We start from the raw sequence: 18,069 nt of genomic DNA, 5'->3' as shown, positions 1-18,069 counted from the left end.
GATTTTTCAAATGCAAATAAATATTTTCGTCAAAACTAATTTTTAGAGATGCCCATATATTATTTTTGAGTTTTAGTCAAGGTTTTTTTTAACTTTTTATTTTTTGTGGAAATAATAATCTTTTCCCATTAGTCTCATCGTGCTTACCCGCTCAACATTCGGATTGGATCCCGAACTCTTGTCCTTCCCGATGCAGCAACCCATTGTACGGCACACAAGAAAATATTGAGTGTATATTAACAAACTTCCAAACTATAATAAAAAAGAGTCTCCCCATAAATTAGTTAACGGATTAACTCGGCTCATTACTCCATTACTCCATTTATACATTGATTACGTATCAGCAGGACTTACTCGTATCTCAGCGCATCTATCGGGTCTAAATTTGCAGCTTTCCAAGCGGGATACACTCCGAAAGTTAATCCAACAAGCGAGCATACTGCTAATCCGATAAAAGCCCAATCGAAAGGAATAACCGGTGGAACGCTCATCAGCAATGCTGCCATATTCCCGCCTAATATTCCCAAAAGGATTCCAATAATTCCACCAACTTCGGATAGTATAATAGCCTCAAGTATGAACTGTGTAAGAATATTACTTCTTTTAGCACCGACAGCTTTTCGAATCCCTATCTCGCGTGTTCTTTCAGTTACTGAAACTAACATTATATTCATAATTCCAACACCCGCTGCGATTAGTGCAATGGCACTGATTAACATTATTCCAAGACGAACATAATAAGTTATATCATTAAATTGCTCGATGAGAGAATCATTTGAAAAGATATGAAAATCATCATCTGAACCTGGAGGAACTTGCCGCTCTGTTCGTAAAATTCCTCTCACTTGTTCAACGCAATCGTCATAAGCTTCAGGACTTTTTGCCTGTACCATAATATGAACATCGCGTTCTTTACCATATACGCGCAGCATTGTAGATAGCGGAATAGCTATGAAATTATCTTGAGAACCACCTAACCGCTGCCCTTTTTTTTCAACCACACCGATAATCTTGTATTCATAGCCATCAATCCTAATTGCTTCACCGATAGGGTTTACTCTTGAAAACAATTTGTTAACTACATCTTCTCCAACAATTGCTAAAAATCGTCCGCTTGCCAATTCTTCTTCTGTATATAGTCGTCCATCATTTATCGACCAGTTGTTTGTAACAAATCCTTCTAAATCCTCGCCAACTAAACTGACATTCGGATTGGTTTTTTCGCCGCGAATTGATTTAACAGTTTTCCCCGATTCCCAAGCTTCGATACCTACAGCAGCAGCGAGCGTAGCATTTTGTTTAACAGCTACGCCTTGCTCGATAGTAATTTTTTTTCTGTTTCTGAATTTAGCTCGGCTTCCGTCGCCCATCTGAAAACTTGGGAAACGCTGAACTTGAAAAGTGTGCGACCCCAACATCGTCATTCCGCTTTCAACAGAGTTTACTAAAACTCCCATTGCTGTCATCACAGCGATAATTGAAAACACGCCAACTGCGATACCGAGCAGAGTAAGGATTGAACGCAATTTATTAATGCGAATGGCAACCAATGCCATTATAAAACTTTCTCTGATTTCTGAAAATATTCTTTCTAAAATAAAATTCATATTAATCTTTTTTATTCATATCGTAAGGCATCAACCGGATTTAGACGTGAAGCACGGTAAGCTGGTAAAAATCCTGATACTACACCAACTACTAATGAGATGATAATTGCAATACCTACAATCGAAAGAGGCATCGCTGTTGGCAAAATTTTATCGGCAAGTAAACTGAGTGGGTAGGAAATAATCAGACCTAACAAACCGCCTAACAAACAAATTATAGACGACTCGATGAGAAATTGAATAAGTATCGTTCGCCGTTTGGCGCCAATCGCTTTTCGAATTCCGATTTCTTTTGTCCGTTCGGTAACCGACACGAACATAATATTCATTATACCGATGCCGCCTACAAACAACGACAAGCCGGTAATAAAAAAACCTACTGCAGCAATTACAGCGGTGAAGCCCGAAAAAGTAGTAACCAACAATTCTTGTTCGTTTAAATTAAAATCATCCGCATCCGAGGGTTTTAAACCGCGTGATTTTCGGATTATTCCTCTTAATTCTTCTTTCACATCTTCTATGTCGGCACCTTTTTTAGCGGCAATATTTATCGTAACATCGCGCTTTGAACCGAATTGATTCATAAATGATTTGAGAGGAATATAAACGCGATTGTCGGATGTGAATTTTCCGAAAAGACCTCCTTGTTTTTCCAACACACCAATAATTTGATAAGGGAGCGAGCCGACTTTCACAAACTTCCCTATCGGGTCTTGATTGGGAAATAAATTTTCGACTACATTTGCTCCGATAACACACACCGGGCGCCCCCCGTTGGATTCTTCTTGAGATAAAAATCTGCCATCGGATACATTCGTTCCTGAAGCATAAATATATTGATCGGTTGTGCCTGTGATAAAGGCATTTTTCATATTCCTTTCTTCAAATTGAGTTGGACGAACTGTGATGACGTTTGCTGCAACAGCTTCGACCATCGTGGCGTGTTGTTCAATATCTTCAGCAACTTTTAATGGGATATCGCGCCTGTTGCGGTAAATCGACCAATCGTCGTGACCAACCCAAGGAAATTTTTGAACGTATAAAACATTTGCACCAAAAGCCGAGGCACTTTCCTGAAACTTACGATCGACACCCTCGATTGCTGTTGCCATCATCGTTACAGAGACAATTCCAATAACGATGCCAAGTGTGGTTAGCACTGAACGCATTTTATTTGAACGAATTGCATAGAAAGCAATCCTCAGTCCTTCTTTTATTTCAAACAGGAAATTCATTTTAATTTACTATTTTACGACGATTTACATGTTCATCAACTTCAACTAAACCATCACGCAGCCGGATGATACGTTTAGCGTGCTCGGCAATATACTCTTCGTGTGTAACAAGGATAATCGTATTACCTTGCTTATGAATTTCTTCAAAGAGCAACATAATTTCATCGCCGGTTTTTGTATCCAAATTTCCTGTTGGCTCGTCGGCAAGAATTATCGACGGATGGGTAACTAAAGCCCGCGCAATTGCCACACGCTGCCGCTGCCCGCCCGATAGCTCGTTAGGTTTGTGCATTACTCTGTCGGCAAGCCCAACCTGTTCCAAAGCTTGCATAGCTAACTTGCGTCGTTCCGATTTATTTATTCCAGCATAAATCAGAGGTAACTCAACATTATGTAACGCATTGGAGCGTGCTAATAGATTGAAAGTTTGAAACACGAACCCGATTTCCTTATTCCTAATTTTCGCCAACTGGTCGTCATTCATGTCGCTCACATTCACTTTGTTGAATTCATACAAACCGGTCGTAGGTGTATCCAGACACCCGATAATATTCATCAATGTAGATTTGCCCGAACCTGAAGGTCCCATTATGGCAACGTATTCATTTTGACCGATATTAACATCGATACCGCGCAGAGCGTGCACTTCTTCGGCGCCACCCATATCATAGTATTTTTTTATTTGTTGTAATTTAATAATTTCCATTTCACCAATCGTTTATTGTTTTGTTGTTTTCTTCTTTTCAAAATCAAGTTTTACTTTTGACCCATCTTCGAGCTCGCGGCTGATAGCTTTGTAACTGCCTGAAATAACCTGATCGCCTTCTTTTAGTCCTTCTGTAATCTCGATATACGAATCGTCTGAAATTCCACGTTGTACTTCTACCATTTTCACTGTGCCTTCGTTATACAGAAAAACAACTTCTTTTACTGCAGGCTCATCTTTCTTCTTAAGTTTTTCGAGTGTTACGATAACAACATCGGGGGATTCCTCACCTTCTTTTTTCTTTTCATCTTTTTTAGGCATACGTGTAGTTACTGATTGTATCGGAACGGTCAGCACATTCTGCCGCCTGTCGGTTTCAATTTTTGCAGTCATCGACATTCCCGGTCTGAGTAACACATCTTTATCAATGATTCGTATTTTAATTTCGAAATTCGTTACCTCTTCCTGAGTTCCGAAACCTTTGGTTTTAGCAGTGTTTGCTATTTCATAAACAACACCATTAAACTTTCGATTCGGGAAAGCATCTATATCAATTCGTGCAGTATCGCCAATCGAAATTAATACTATATCATTTTCACCAACATCAACGCGGCATTCCATTCGCGAAAGGTCAGCAACCGTCATCACTGCGGTTCCCTGAAATTGACTTGTGCCTAACACTCGCTCGCCTGATTCAACTTTCAATTGAGTTACAGTCCCTTCCATCGGCGCATGGATAGTTGTTTTCATTAAATCTTCTTCTGTTTGATTCAACGCTGCTTTAGCTTGGTCGTATTGGGCTTTTGAAACTTCGTAAGCCGTTTTCGATTGTTCAAGTTCAGCATCCGAAACTAATTTTTTCTCGAATAAATCTTTGATTCGGCTATAATCTGAACGAACACGATTCAACGATGCAGTGCTGGAGGCAACACCGGCTGCCATTTGATCACGCCGGGCTGCATAGTAATCGGGTTTAATTTTAAGTAGCACATCGTTCTTTTTTACTCTTTGCCCGTCGCGAACAGCCAAGAAAACAACTTCGCCGCTTACTTCAGGAGTGATGATTACCTGAACTTCAGGATAAATTTTTCCTGTTGCAGTAACCGATTGAGTCAGTGTTCTTTTTTCAATTTTTTCGGTTTGCACCGATATTATCAGAACTTTTTTGCTGCCCAATATTACTACCAGAACAAGCGCCACAACTACCAATCCTAAAATGGAAAAGATTATTATTTTATTCTTCTTACTTTTTTTATTGTTTGACATTTTGAAAAACCTTTTTATTTAATTTGAAATTGTGCCTAGCGCATATTCCATTTGTTTCTTCGAAAGCAAATACGAGATTGCTGCATTAACTTGATTACTTTGCGCATTAATATAATTTGCACTTGCTATCAACAAATCCAATAAAGTTCCGGCGCCTAAATTATATTTTTCTTCAGCTATTTTGCGATCCATTTCAGCAGAGAAAACGCTTGCCTGCGTAACCTTAACCTGCTTTTGTGCCGCTTCGATATCAAGTTGTGCTTTTTGAATATCGACTGATATCTGCCGTTCGTTCTGCTTTAACAGATCGTCAGCGTTACGTTGAGTAATTATTGCCTGTTCGATTGCATTCTTTGTTTGGAATCCGCTGAAAATTGGAAGCGATAATGTAACTCCTGTCGAAAGCGAACGGTTATCCGAAATATTTGCTAACTCGTTATCTGATAAACCGTATGAAGCATTTGCACTTACGATAGGATATAACCCCGAGCGTGCAATCGTTAATGAAGATTGGGCTGAGCGTACATTCTGTGTGGTAGATTGATAATCGGGACGCGACTCAATAGCTATTTTAGCTAACGCAGCTTTATCCCGATATTTTTCGATTACCAAAGCAAACTCGGAAGTATCTACTTCGATTGAAACTCCCGCAACATCAAATTCGTGTGGTGTGTCAATCGATAAAAACAATGCTAAATCGGCTTTAGCTTTTTCAAAATTATTTTGTGCGTTAATGAATGCGAGTTCGTCGTTCCCGGTTGTTACCCGCTGACGGTAAACATCGGCTAAGGAAACAGCACCTACACGATTCATTTCTTCGATTCGTTCTAATTGTCGGTTGCTTCTTTTTAAATTTTCTTCGTTTACTTTCAACAATTGATGTGTGCGAACCACATTCAGAAACAATTGGTGTGTTTGGTAAATAATACTTTGCTTCACCCTTTCGAATGAATATTCTGATGACCTGATATTTGAATTTGAACGATTGACATTTGCAATATTTGCAAAGCCATTAAACAACGTTACATTACTCGATATTCCGCTTGAGTATAAATTCCTCGCAGAAAAAAGAGTTTGATCACCCAACAAACCCGTTACTTCCTGCCAACTCTGTGTTCGGTTGAACGACCCGCTTGCATTCAAGTTGGGAAGCAAGCCACCAATTGCCGATTGATATGTACTTTGCTGCGACTCGACATTGTTTTTAGATTGAAGGACTGTGATATTCCGTTGAAGCGCCATTTCGATTGCTTTATCCAGATTTATTACATTTTTAGAAGTTTGACCAAACGAAAAAGCAGTTAAGATAGCTAAAAGAGCTGATAATTTTCTAATGAGCATTCAATAATTCTCCATAATTTTATTAAAAATTTACATATTTGACGTTTATTAAATAATAAAGTTTCATTAACTGAAGTTACGCAAAAGAGTCATTTTTAGATGTTTCGCTTCGCTCAACATGACAAAAAGTCAATTCTGCGTAACTTCAGTCATTAATTTTCAATTTTGGCTAAAATTTTTTCTTTGACTGACAACAGATATTCGAGAGCAGCATCGTGTTCATTGGGAATCAAACCGTTCAAAATAGCATCCTCGATTTCTTTTTTCAAGATACCGACTGTTTTACCCGGTGGCAATCCGCATACGTGCATAATTTCCTCGCCACGCACAGGTGGCTGCCAGTTACGAAGACGGTCTTTTTCTTCAACCTCTTTCATTTTTTCCATTACAACTTCATAATTCCTCAAATATCGATTTACTTTTTGAGGATTTTGCGAGGTAATATCAGCTCGGCAAAGTGTCATCAAATCGTCAATCAAATCGCCGGCTTCAAACAAAACACGACGAATTGCTGAATCGGTTACTTCTTCGGAAATGAGAACCATCGGACGTAAATGCAGCCGCACCAGCTTTTCGACATACGGAAGTTTGTCCATCGGCAGACGCATTCGCCGGAAAATTGATTTCATCATCCGCGCCCCAATCTCTTCGTGTCCGTGGAAAGTCCAGCCGATTCCTGGCTTGAAAGCCTTCGTCCGGGGTTTTGCAATATCGTGAACAAGAGCTGTAAACCTCAGCCAAACATTTTCAGTAGCTTCAGAGATTGAATCTACAACTTTTAAGGTATGACGAAGCACATCTTTATGGTGGTAATCATGCCTCTGGTCAACACCTGCCATATCGTTCATTTCCGGAAAAATAATTTTTGTGATGCCGGTTTCCTGCAGCAAGAATAATCCGACGGATGGTTTTTGGGAAACAAGAATTTTAAAAAACTCATCAGTGATCCTTTCCTGAGAAATAATCGAGAGGCGGTCTTTCATCTTTATAATCGCCTTGAAAGTTTCGTCGTATATTTGAAACTGCAGCTTCGATGCAAAGCGTATTGCTCTCAAAATCCGAAGCGGATCGTCTTCGAATGTTTTTTCGGGGTCGAGTGGAGTTCTGATGAGACCGGCTTTTAAATCGTCTTCCCCGTTGTAAGGATCAATTATTTTTCCAAAATCAACACCGTTGAGTGATGCAGCCATTGCGTTGATAGTAAAATCGCGGCGCGATAAATCGGCTTCAAGTGAACTTTTCTTAACTATAGGTTTGCGAGAATCGGGTTCATAAGTTTCTTCGCGGGCAGTTACAAACTCGACTTTCGCATCTTCAATAGGAAGCATCGCGGTACCGAATTTTTCGTACTTAACTACTTTAATATTTCCGAATTCTTTGGCTACTTTTTTTGCAAATGCAATTCCATCGCCTAATACCATAATATCAACATCTTTAACTTCAATACTCAACAGCTTATCGCGGACATATCCGCCTACAACATAAGCTTCTATTTTGTTATCATCGGCGATTTTTCCTATTCGCTTTATGATATCGTTATGTATTTCAATGTGCGTAGTTTTGATACTCATTCGATTTAATCAGTCAGTTTGAAGAATGGTTGTTGGTTGCTGATTTTTTCAACTATTGTTTGTGCTACTTCAAGTGCCCGCAAACCATCTTCGGCTGTTACTTGCGGAGTTTTATCGTTTTGAACAGCATCTATAAATAATTCTAATTCGTATTTCAAGGCATTGATTTCTTTTCGTGCAGGGCGGTCATAAATTATTTTTTTGCTTGAATTTGCCGCCTCTATCATCCCAAGCATCATAGTTGATTGAACATTTGCATCGCTTGGATCAACTAACCGGAATACTTCGGATGTCCCCTCGATGAAATCTAACGAAATATAGGCATCTTTTTGAAAAAAACGCATCTTCCTCATTCTCGATTTTGAGATGCGGCTTGCTGTTACGTTTGCAACGCACCCATTTTGGAATTGCAAGCGTGCATTTGCAATATCAATTGTATCGGTTACAACAGCCACGCCGTTTGCCCAAATATTTTCGACGGGTGATTTTACTAAACTCAAAATGATATCAATATCGTGAATCATCAAATCGTGAACTACCGCAACGTCGGCGCCGCGCGGATTGAATTGAGCCAAGCGGTGTGACTCGATGAACAATGGATTTATTTGGATATGGTCGATTGCTAATAGTGCTGAATTAAACCGTTCGATATGTCCGACCTGAATTTTTAGTTTTTTCGGTTTGGCAATTTGAATTAATTTTTCAGCTTGCTGCGAGTTTTCGGTAATCGGTTTTTCTATAAAAATATGTTTGCCGGCAGTAAGAGCTTTTGCTGCTATATCGAAATGCGACTTTGTTGAAACCGCGATGCTCACTGCATCAACAGAATTAAGCAATTCATCGATTTCTTCAAATGATTTTGTCTGAAACTCGTCGGCAATTTTCTTACTTCTTTCAAAGTTTTGATCGTAAACGCCGACAACATTCGCCGATTCGATAGTTGTAAACATCTTCGTATGCAACGCACCTAAATGCCCAACTCCGATTACTCCGATATTTAGCTTTTCCATATTACTCCCTTTCATTCTTTTTGTTTACTTTATAAAGTGTATAATAAACTATTCGCATATCTTCTAATCCAAGCCCTTCAATTTTTTTATGAAAGATGGGTAGTAATTGTGAATCATTTATATCGTTAAAATAATTTGAGCGATGAATAACATAGTCAGCATTACAAACATCATTGTATAATTTTTTATCAATAATATCTTGATAAGTAAAACCACTTCTTTTATGACTGAGAATTGCATTCGATACAAGTCCTGCAGCATCGCAAATTTTTCGTTCGGAATAATAACCGATGGCACCTATATCGGGCGTCATCACCACTACATTTTTCTCAGTATTATTTTTTAACCAAATTCCAAGTGGAATAAAACACTCATTCATTCCTTTCGTGAAGGCATCTATACTGGGTTTAATATAATCTTTGTAGATATAAATATTTTGAGATACTATCAATATTGTAAAAATAATCAAAAAGAATTTATAATATTTTGCTAATTTTAAATCACACAACCATTTTGTAACAAAATAAAATGAATAAATGATTAACAATGGCGTAATCATTAACAGATATCTCGAAACGACATTAGCTTGAGTGATTAAATATAAAAAAATAAGCCCAATTACCCAACTTAGAGGTAAAAAGTTACTTATCAACCACACTTTGTATTTTTCATATTTCAACAACGTCAACATAATTCCAATTAAAAAAAGTGCAAGAGGCAAACCGTCAGTAACCGATATGGTTTTAATAATATCCTTGAAAGTCCAATAAAAATTATCAGGGTTAATTGAAAGTCCTGCTTTGGCGAGGGCTGTATTTGGAATTATCGAACCGAAATTAGTATAAGCATAAGCGAACCAAGGTAAAAGAATGAAGCCGAATATCCATAATAATATAGCGGTTTTTTTAAAATAAATCTTTACATCCACAGCATTCATATATATGAAAACAAAATATAAAAATGTCAACAATAATGTTTCTGGTCGAACTAACATTAACAGAGATAAAAATAATGCAGTAGAATAATATTTATTGTTCAACGCTGATAACAATACAACGAGGGTTAAAAGTACTGATAAGGAAGTTTCCATCCCAGTCCCAGTCCACCTTATTAACCACGCATTAAAAGCGAATGTTACAGTAGCAAACAAAGCTATCCATTTATCTTGGATTATTTTATTTGCAAGTTTATAAAAAAGCAATATGCTGGTAAGTGCAAAAAACAAATCAGCATACTTTGCTGCGGATAATAAATTTAAACCGAAGTAACCAAACATTGATATTATTAAAGTCCATAGCGGACTTGTAACTCCATAAATCGGATTACCGGAATTAAAGGCGAAGCCCTCTCCGTTAATAATATTTCTTGAAAACTGTAAATAAATGAAAGTATCATCAGGTGTATAATTAAAATGGATATAAGAAATGAGAATGAAACTGCCAATTATAAGAAAAAATATTATGTTGAATATTGATTCTGGAAAAAGTCGGTTATTAAGAGTGCTGAATACTTTCAATTAAAAATTCTTTCAACTTTTTAACATCATCAAATAAATAATCGACATCCATTTTTAATACGCGATCTTTGCCATAAGAATCCCAAACCACCGCTGCAACAGGAACACCTGCTTCTCGCGATGCCACAATATCAGCAACCGCATCGCCCACCATTAAAACGTGCTCAGCCGAAAGTCCAAAATAATTTAATATTTTCTTTATCCCTTCGCCCGATGGTTTATGATTAATAACATCGTTCCCTGTAATAATAATACCAAAATATTTTTTAATGTTGAACTCATTTAAAGTAATAAGCGTGCTATGCCGACCTTTACCTGTGAAAACTGCCATCAGTACATTTCGCTGTTTTAGATATTCTAAAATTTCCGTAATCCCCGGATAAAGACGGGCCATCCCCGTATGATTGCTCCGATAAAACTCAAGAAAATCTTCCAGTGCCGCATCAATATTTTGTTTTCCAACAATTTTTTCGAGCGTCCCTTCTTCAGGAGGACCGAACATAGCAGTGATTTCTGAGGGAGAAAATGTTTTACCGGTGTATTTGAAGGTTACATAATTAAACGCAGCAAATATTAATTCATTTGTTTGGGTGATAGTACCATCAACATCAAAAATTACGCATTTAAGATTCTTCATATTTTCGTTTAAATATATCAAATCGCTTACAGATTTACAAAGAACAATAACAACTTGATTTTAAGGGGAATCTTATTTAATTTGACACATCAAAATTTGTAGAAAGGTTGTAAAATAATATGTACCGGTTAGTATTGCTTATGCTGTTTGTTCTTTCCTCAACAACTGCACAATTCCTCGCACCGATTGCCGAAAGATTAGAAAGCAAATTACAAAATATTTCAAAAGACGATAAAATAAAAATTTGGATTTACTTCAACGATAAAGGTTCCGTCGAAAAACATATACCAAATACAATAGTTTCGGAAAAAGCCATCGCACGTCGATCGAAGGTTCTGCCGCAAAACAAACTCGTTGATGCATCCGACTTGCCTGTTTTCAAAAATTACATAGATGCTGTAGCAGAAAATATTTCGCAAATCAGATATTCTTCAAAATGGTTTAATGCTGTAAGCGGATTTGCTACCAAAGCTGAGATCGAATCAATACGGCAATTTCCGTTCATAAAAGAGATCGATATTGTTAGCAATTACGGAAAGAAAAAAAGCGAACCTGTAGAAGAAGTATTCGAAACTCCATTGCTTAAAACTTTAACCGACTCGTTAAATTATGGCACTGCACGAAAACAAGTTGACCAGATAAATGTTATTCCACTTCACAACCGGGGAATTCGTGGAGAAGGAGTTTTAGTTGGTGTATTTGATAACGGTTTCCGGTTAATGAGTCACGAATCGTTTTCAACTATGAATATTGTAGCGGGTTATGATTTTGTAGATAACGATCCGAACCCCGCACCACCATCAACTGCTCCCAGCAGTTATGGTGCCCACGGAGTTAATACACTATCTACGATTGGCGGATACAAAGCAGGACAAATAGTCGGACCTGCGTTTAAAGCAAGTTACATTTTAGGGAGAACAGAAAATGATGCAAGCGAAACTCCAGTTGAAGAAGACAATTGGGTTCGCGCAATTGAATGGGCTGAAAGTTTGGGCGTTGACATAGCAAGCACATCGTTAGGATATTTAACTTACGATTCACCCTACGCAAGTTGGACCTGGCAAAATATGAATGGCAATACAGCTGTAATTACACGTGCTGCCGACCTTGCAGTGAATCGCGGAGTTGTAGTACTTAACTCAGCCGGCAACGAAGCATCAGTCGGAACACCAAATACACTTATCGCTCCGGCGGACGGCTTCGCGGTAATTGCAGTAGGTGCTGTTGATTCATTTGGTGTTAGATCATCATTCAGTTCATACGGACCGAGTTTTGACGGACGAATAAAACCGGAAGTAATGGCAATGGGTACCGGCGTAAAAGTTGCAAGCTCAACACTGACAACAGGATACAGTCGGGTTAATGGGACATCATTTTCATGCCCTCTCTCGGCAGGTGTTGCAGCTTTGATACTCTCTGCACATCCATCTCTTACACCGATGCAAGTTCGCGAAGCTATGATGCGAACAGCATCAAGAGCCAAGAATCCGGATAATTACTATGGCTACGGAATTCTGAATGCGACTGCCGCTGCGGATTTCTATAGGCCTAATCTTTACCATACTCCAATTACTGGAATGCAGTTGAACTCGCCCATTACAATACTCGCAACAGTCAACTCGGTGATAGCTTTAAATTTAGATTCTTGTAAAGTAGTCTATGGAGTTAATGGTTCATTTACTAATTACGTTAACTTACTGCCGACCAGTAACCCAAATGAATATACAGCAAACATTCCCGCGCTCGGAACGGGCAATACTGTTAATTATTTTATCACCATTCAAAACATAGATAAAGACTTCGCAAAGTCGCCGATTAACTCTCCCGCAGAGTACTATTCTTACAACATTGGCGAAACTACCATATCTCAACAACTCTCAACAGGATGGAATTTAGTTTCAGTCGCTTTGCAACTTGCTGACTATCAATCCTCGACAATATTTACCTCTTCAGCTTCACAAGTGTACGGTTATCAGAACGGATACGTAACCAAAGCTACATTACAGAACGGAAAAGGATATTGGGTAAAATATGATTCTGACCACTCGATAGAATTATCTGGATATATAAGGAATGTAGATACGGTAAATGTTACACAAGGTTGGAATTTAATCGGTGGTATATCAAGTCCCGTTGCGGTTAGCAGCATTATTGAGGAGCCGGCAAGTATCATTTCATCTTCATTGTACAGTTACAATAACAACCTGTATGAAGCTGCTACAACTATTGAACCCGGTAAAGGATATTGGGTAAAAGTTAGTGCGAACGGAAAGTTGATTTTAAACTCGGGTGGGAAGAAATAAAACTATAAAAAGAGATACTGATAAGCTCATAAACTGACTTGGTACGACGCGCTTCAGCGTGTCGGAGGGAGAAGTTAGGTTCCTCCAACAGACTAGAAGTCTATCGTACCGGTAGAAGTTCAGTCGGTAGGGACTATCTCAGAAGTTCTCTCGATACATCCCGTTCCGAATACTTTCGTAATGGAACGGGACACTCGAGAACCTGCCAAGATGCACAGGTTTTCCCCGCCTGCAAGAGTTGATTCAATTATAGCAGAGAGGGCGAGTTTTTCCGACGATAGTCAGAATGGGATGGCTTCGCCAAAGTCCATCGTACCGGTAGAAGTTCAGTCGGTACGATATCCCTCGAATAGGATTATAACTTTTTGTATTTTTCATTGAAAATCTATTGACAATTAAAACGGAAAGCATTATATTGAACTATCAAATTATCGAAGGCCGGATGGAGTAAATTGGTTGAGATAATTTATGGCGTTGGAAAAGATTATTTTTAAGATAGATGATTTCTTGAAAACAAAAGGCGAACATAAAACACCTAATGAAAAACAAAAATTGCTTAAATAAGCTAAATTTAAAAAGCGTAATAACGCCATCCTTCGTACCTCAGGACAGGTATTGCGTTTTTACAGATGTTAGCCGAAACGCCCTTTAAGGGGTACGGTATAATCAACCAATCACAAACAAAAATCATAGGAGAACAATTATGAAACTTGGAGATGATGAACAAAAAGTAGCCGAGTACTTTTTCAAAAGTGCTGGCGATGTTTCAAATATGAGCATCCTAACAAATAGGAGGCTCGTTGTAATCTATGGCAACGCTGAGGAGAGCTATCCCATCAGCAAAATCACCGCAGTCAAATTCATCTTCAACAAAAGTTGGGCGATGATTATAATCGGTGCTATCATTGCTTTCATCGGTTTAGCAATGCTCGGAAGCAATGCCGGTGCGGGCTTGGTTGCCTTACTTATCGGAGCAGCGCTTGCCTACTTCGGCTGGAAAGGAAAAACCCGACTACTCATTAACCAAATGGGTGGTGAAAAATTTTATGCTGTAAGAGGAAAAGACAAAGCTCTCCAAGATTTCATTGAGTCTGTAAACAGTAAATTGTCCTAGCGGGCGCTTCGGCTAACAGCACAAACCACGACCCTCGCTCTATTGTAATGGATTATAGTGCTCGTTCTATGCCGCCCGCCGCTGGATGGAATGGGTCTATTTTAGGCGGCGGTCGGCACAGCGTGGTTTGTGCACACGTTATACGCCAGCACGCCAACATGATTTATTTTGACGAGCGGCATCACGATTCACACACTATCTTAAACTGAAAGGAGTTACTACATGAAACGAAGCATCCCCTTCATCCTCGTTTGCCTCATCTGCCTAATTGGTTGCGGAGATTCTGAAAACAAACCGTCAACAAAGGACTACGAGAAGCAATTCTCTGTTGAGATACCAGCATACCTCGAACTGTCAAGCTTTGATGTCGAAGCTTCTGAGAATGTTGGGAGTAAGGTAGAACCCTATTTCAAGGCTCGGTTCAAAGCGACTGTCAGACTCAAGACGAAGACATTTGAACTTTCTAGCCAAGCGAATGAGGCGACGTTCATTCGTCCCGTAGCTGATGAAGGCGAGAAAAAGGAAATCTACGGTATGGCTGGCGCTCGCCTGTCTGCGGGAAATTGGAAAATTGACTTCAATCTTGAAAACAATCCAATACCTGCTCTGGGTCATCCCAAGGATTTCTTCACTGGCGGAAGAGTAATCGTTGTTGGCACTGCCGAAGAATCTGACTTCAAAGCTCAGATGGAACAGAAACAACTCATTGCTCAGCAAGAAGCCGACAAGGCTTTGAAGGCACAGCAAGCTGAACAGGAACGGCTAAACGCTGAGCAGCAACGAAAACGAATTGCCGATGAACAAGAACGACAACGAAGGCAAATTACACTTGATGCAGAGCGAAAAGTTGCCGAGAAAGCTGCTGAAGAGGACAGACTCAGGCGGGAAAAAGAGTTAGCAGAATTTCAACAAAAGCCGACGTATTTGGTTGGCAATTGGAGCTGGACCGTATGCAGGGGCAAATATACGTATACCATGGTCATAAACTCTCATACTCCTGATGGCACTTTTTCAGGTTGGCTGAGTGATGGGGCTGGAAAGATTTCTGGAACCTTAGTAGGCAATCGCATTAGATTCACCCGAGTGCTAACAAGTCTGGGGAACCAACAACAAAGCTATTCAGCCCGACTCGCCGGTGCTAGGCCCAACTTGAAAATGGTCGATGGTACGTGGAGTGGCGCATACGAAGAGCTTGGAGAAGGAACTGACTTTCACTGTGAAATGGTTCCATAGATTCCGTAGGGCATTCAACATACATAGATGGCGTGCCGGCGTATAACAGCAGGCCTTACGATGCTCACTCATTTTGTAAATGAAATTATTGTGTTCGCTCAACGCTTTTGCTCGCGTGCTGGTATTCTCGGTTTGCCAACGCTCAATCTTTGTAGTTCGCAAACGCACCTAAGGTAAAAAACATGTGCTCGTCTGTTCGTCCCGCTGGATTTTTTCATAGCCTTTTTCTAACCAGCGGGACTCACACACTCGCACACAAACTCATAGCTCGCAACCACCACAAACAACGTGGTCGTTGCTCGCGTTATAGCGTTTGCTCACAATTAATCTCAGTGTATGCTAAGAAAATCATGTTATAGTTCGTGCCGCAAATTCGTTTTTACTGCACATGTTATGTGCAAGCTATCAACCAGACGTACGTAGAAAACGTTAATGGAAATTAACAATAAAATATACTGTATAGGTGAATCTGTTTATTCAAATCATATAACTAAAAGAAATTGTTATACCATATTTGAATCTAAAGAGAATACATACAGAATAAAAAACGATTCGAATAAATTAGTTTGGATACCTAAAACTTGCTTTGTAGATCATGAAATACCAGCTATAGTTTCAATAAATGTTGATGATGAAATTAAAAATCCAAATAATGATTGTGTAGAAGTAACGATTGAATTTTCAGATGGTAAAAAATATTGGACTACTTTCGTAACTGTTGAGTATTTGGAAAATCTAATGAAATCAAGAAATTATTTAGTTCTGAATGAATTTATCATAATAAATGAAATTTCGGAAATTGACATTCACACTGTGATCCAAGAGATGGATCGAACTAATGAACTAAATACGGTGCTAAAGTCATATTAAAAAGCCTGCAAGCAGACAATTTCATTGAAACGAAGAAATTACTGTTGGTCAGGTAAGGGGCAACTGCAGTTAATGTCGCGCGCTATAGAGGTCAAATCAGGTGGTCGAGATTGCGAGAACCATGAATCACTCGATGGATTTCTATTCGATCTCCGCGGATAATGTAGAAGGCAAGATATGGTTCAACAATCAGAACACGATAGCCATACTCACGCAGTTTCGGATGACGTGGTATACGTCTTAAGAATGGATGTTGTTCAAGACGCCCTATCTGTGCGTCAGGTTTTTCAACAAACGTTAACGCACGAGTCGGGCTATCCTGAGCAATGTGATCTAGAATTGAAATGAGGTCTTCTTGGGCAATCGGAAGATATTTCAACGTATATTTAGCGGCCATTCGCTCTTTGACGCAGTTTCGCTATCATCTGTTTATGGGTAATTCCTTTTTTCCCCGATGCCGATTGAGTTTGTGCGATACCGAGTTTTTCAAATATATCCACTTGAGCCTTTAACCGCTCATAATGATCGATGCTCATAACTACGAGATCACCTTCACCATTTGTGGTGAGATACACAGGCTCATTTTGATTGTGGCATATCGTGGCAATCTCTCGCGTCCGATTGCGCAGACTTGAAATCGATTTTATTATTGGCATATTGAACTCCTGTTATTGTTATGAACAAATTAATACTAAATTATGACATAATCAAGTATGGCGTGCGGCGCACTTCGCATAACACACAAAACGAACGAACCTTTAGCATGTTTTCTAACGGAGCAAACGGTTCGGCGGGGAGCTATCAAACAAAAGCCTGAGTGTTTTCAACTCAGGCGTTCTCTCATTCGTTGTTAATCAATTTTTAAAGATCCTTCTTCAATCTCCTCCGCGAATACGCTTTCTTAGGCACTTCAACTTTAGGCGGTTTTTTGGGAACGGGAATACGCTTTGTGTATTTTTTCTTTTTAGCTTTTTTCATAGCCCAAGTTGACTCGTGCAGAGTTATGTATGGGACTAATGGTTCATTCACAAATTTTGCGTTGCTTCAAACGACAGGAAGTTTAAACGAATATTCAGCAACTATTCCGGCATTCGAAACCGGAACTGTTATTAATTACTTTATCAAAGTTCAAAATGTAGATAGAGATGAAGTGAAATTACCAGCAACAACTCCTGCTGATTATTATTCTTATACGATTGGTGGAACGACCGTTACTCAAGCGGCAGGCACCGGGTGGAATTTATTATCGATACCTCTCACAATTTCTGATTATCAATCTTCATCTGTATTTCCAAATGCTGTTTCAAAAATATATTCTTTCGATAATAAATATGTAGAACAATCGACCCTGCAAAACGGTAAAGAATATTGGGTAAAGTTTTCGGAAAATCAAAATTTAGAATTTTCAGGTTTCCCAAAAAGTTCCGATACAATAAACGTTACACAAGGTTGGAATCTGATTGGTGGAAGCTCAGCATCGTTCCCTATCAACAATATTTTACAATCACCGGCAAACAATGTTCAATCGAGTTATTATTTTTTCAACTCCGACCATTATGAAACTGCTGACACACTTCAACCTGCATTGGGGTATTGGGTTAAAGCGAGAGAAAATGGGATGTTGATATTAAAGGCGAATGGAAAGTACTAATAACTAATA

At 39.0% G+C, this 18,069-nt stretch carries 18 protein-coding genes; 7 read left to right on the top strand and 11 right to left on the bottom strand.

What is annotated here, in order from left to right:
• Positions 1-350: 350 nt before the first annotated feature.
• The 9 genes from QME58_08425 to QME58_08385 all read right to left on the bottom strand — a co-directional run bounded on the left by QME58_08425 (position 351) and on the right by QME58_08385 (position 10,889).
• Positions 351-1,607: an ABC transporter permease gene (locus QME58_08425; protein MDI6803857.1), complete on the bottom strand. Its 1,257-nt coding sequence runs from the start codon at positions 1,605-1,607 to the stop codon at positions 351-353.
• 11 nt (positions 1,608-1,618) lie between these two features.
• Positions 1,619-2,842: an ABC transporter permease gene (locus QME58_08420; GenBank protein ID MDI6803856.1), complete on the bottom strand. Its 1,224-nt coding sequence runs from the start codon at positions 2,840-2,842 to the stop codon at positions 1,619-1,621.
• Between the two features lies 1 nt (position 2,843).
• Positions 2,844-3,548 carry an ABC transporter ATP-binding protein gene (locus QME58_08415; protein ID MDI6803855.1) on the bottom strand — a complete coding sequence of 235 codons (705 nt, stop codon included), beginning with the start codon at positions 3,546-3,548 and terminating at the stop codon, positions 2,844-2,846.
• A gap of 12 nt (positions 3,549-3,560) precedes the next feature.
• The gene (locus tag QME58_08410) at positions 3,561-4,814 is read right to left on the bottom strand and encodes an efflux RND transporter periplasmic adaptor subunit (protein ID MDI6803854.1); all 1,254 of its coding nucleotides are present in this window, start codon (positions 4,812-4,814) and stop codon (positions 3,561-3,563) included.
• An 18-nt stretch (positions 4,815-4,832) separates the two neighbouring features.
• The gene (locus tag QME58_08405; GenBank protein ID MDI6803853.1) at positions 4,833-6,155 is read right to left on the bottom strand and encodes a TolC family protein; all 1,323 of its coding nucleotides are present in this window, start codon (positions 6,153-6,155) and stop codon (positions 4,833-4,835) included.
• A gap of 152 nt (positions 6,156-6,307) precedes the next feature.
• Complete coding sequence (locus tag QME58_08400; GenBank protein MDI6803852.1) at positions 6,308-7,726, bottom strand: HD domain-containing protein; 1,419 nt, start codon at positions 7,724-7,726, stop codon at positions 6,308-6,310.
• Positions 7,727-7,731: 5 nt separating this feature from the next.
• The gene (locus QME58_08395) at positions 7,732-8,736 is read right to left on the bottom strand and encodes a Gfo/Idh/MocA family oxidoreductase (GenBank protein ID MDI6803851.1); all 1,005 of its coding nucleotides are present in this window, start codon (positions 8,734-8,736) and stop codon (positions 7,732-7,734) included.
• 1 nt (position 8,737) lies between these two features.
• Positions 8,738-10,252, bottom strand: coding sequence for a hypothetical protein (locus QME58_08390; protein MDI6803850.1), 1,515 nt, complete (start codon positions 10,250-10,252; stop codon positions 8,738-8,740).
• A complete protein-coding gene (locus QME58_08385; protein ID MDI6803849.1) occupies positions 10,230-10,889 on the bottom strand; it encodes an HAD-IA family hydrolase in 660 nt (219 codons plus the stop codon). Before QME58_08385 ends, QME58_08390 begins: the two co-directional genes overlap by 23 nt.
• Positions 10,890-11,008: 119 nt before the next feature.
• On the opposite strand from QME58_08385, the gene QME58_08380 reads away from it, so the two are divergent.
• The 5 genes from QME58_08380 (at position 11,009) to QME58_08360 (ending at position 16,409) form a co-directional block, all read left to right on the top strand.
• Positions 11,009-13,192: a S8 family serine peptidase gene (locus QME58_08380; protein MDI6803848.1), complete on the top strand. Its 2,184-nt coding sequence runs from the start codon at positions 11,009-11,011 to the stop codon at positions 13,190-13,192.
• Positions 13,193-13,895: 703 nt separating this feature from the next.
• Positions 13,896-14,306 (top strand): hypothetical protein, encoded by a 411-nt coding sequence (locus QME58_08375; protein ID MDI6803847.1) that lies wholly within the window; start codon positions 13,896-13,898, stop codon positions 14,304-14,306.
• 47 nt (positions 14,307-14,353) lie between these two features.
• Positions 14,354-14,515: a hypothetical protein gene (locus tag QME58_08370; GenBank protein ID MDI6803846.1), complete on the top strand. Its 162-nt coding sequence runs from the start codon at positions 14,354-14,356 to the stop codon at positions 14,513-14,515.
• A gap of 325 nt (positions 14,516-14,840) precedes the next feature.
• Complete coding sequence (locus QME58_08365; GenBank protein ID MDI6803845.1) at positions 14,841-15,539, top strand: hypothetical protein; 699 nt, start codon at positions 14,841-14,843, stop codon at positions 15,537-15,539.
• A gap of 432 nt (positions 15,540-15,971) precedes the next feature.
• Positions 15,972-16,409 carry a hypothetical protein gene (locus QME58_08360; GenBank protein ID MDI6803844.1) on the top strand — a complete coding sequence of 146 codons (438 nt, stop codon included), beginning with the start codon at positions 15,972-15,974 and terminating at the stop codon, positions 16,407-16,409.
• Positions 16,410-16,500: 91 nt separating this feature from the next.
• Here the strand turns inward: QME58_08360 and QME58_08355 are convergent, their stop codons facing one another.
• Complete coding sequence (locus tag QME58_08355; protein ID MDI6803843.1) at positions 16,501-16,806, bottom strand: type II toxin-antitoxin system RelE/ParE family toxin; 306 nt, start codon at positions 16,804-16,806, stop codon at positions 16,501-16,503.
• Positions 16,796-17,065, bottom strand: coding sequence for a type II toxin-antitoxin system prevent-host-death family antitoxin (locus QME58_08350; GenBank protein ID MDI6803842.1), 270 nt, complete (start codon positions 17,063-17,065; stop codon positions 16,796-16,798). The genes QME58_08355 and QME58_08350 overlap by 11 nt, the downstream gene beginning before the upstream one ends.
• Before the next feature lie 20 nt (positions 17,066-17,085).
• Here QME58_08350 and QME58_08345 point away from each other — a divergent pair, with 20 nt between their 5' ends.
• Complete coding sequence (locus tag QME58_08345) at positions 17,086-17,226, top strand: hypothetical protein (protein MDI6803841.1); 141 nt, start codon at positions 17,086-17,088, stop codon at positions 17,224-17,226.
• A 132-nt stretch (positions 17,227-17,358) separates the two neighbouring features.
• Positions 17,359-18,060 carry a hypothetical protein gene (locus QME58_08340; protein ID MDI6803840.1) on the top strand — a complete coding sequence of 234 codons (702 nt, stop codon included), beginning with the start codon at positions 17,359-17,361 and terminating at the stop codon, positions 18,058-18,060.
• The last annotated feature ends 9 nt before the right edge of the window (positions 18,061-18,069 follow it).

The organism is Bacteroidota bacterium (assembly GCA_030017895.1).
In the GTDB taxonomy this organism is placed as follows: Bacteria; Bacteroidota; Ignavibacteria; order UBA10030; family BY39; genus JASEGV01.
The sequence above is the reverse complement of the archived record's forward strand: the minus strand, read 5'-3'. Positions and strand labels throughout refer to the sequence as shown.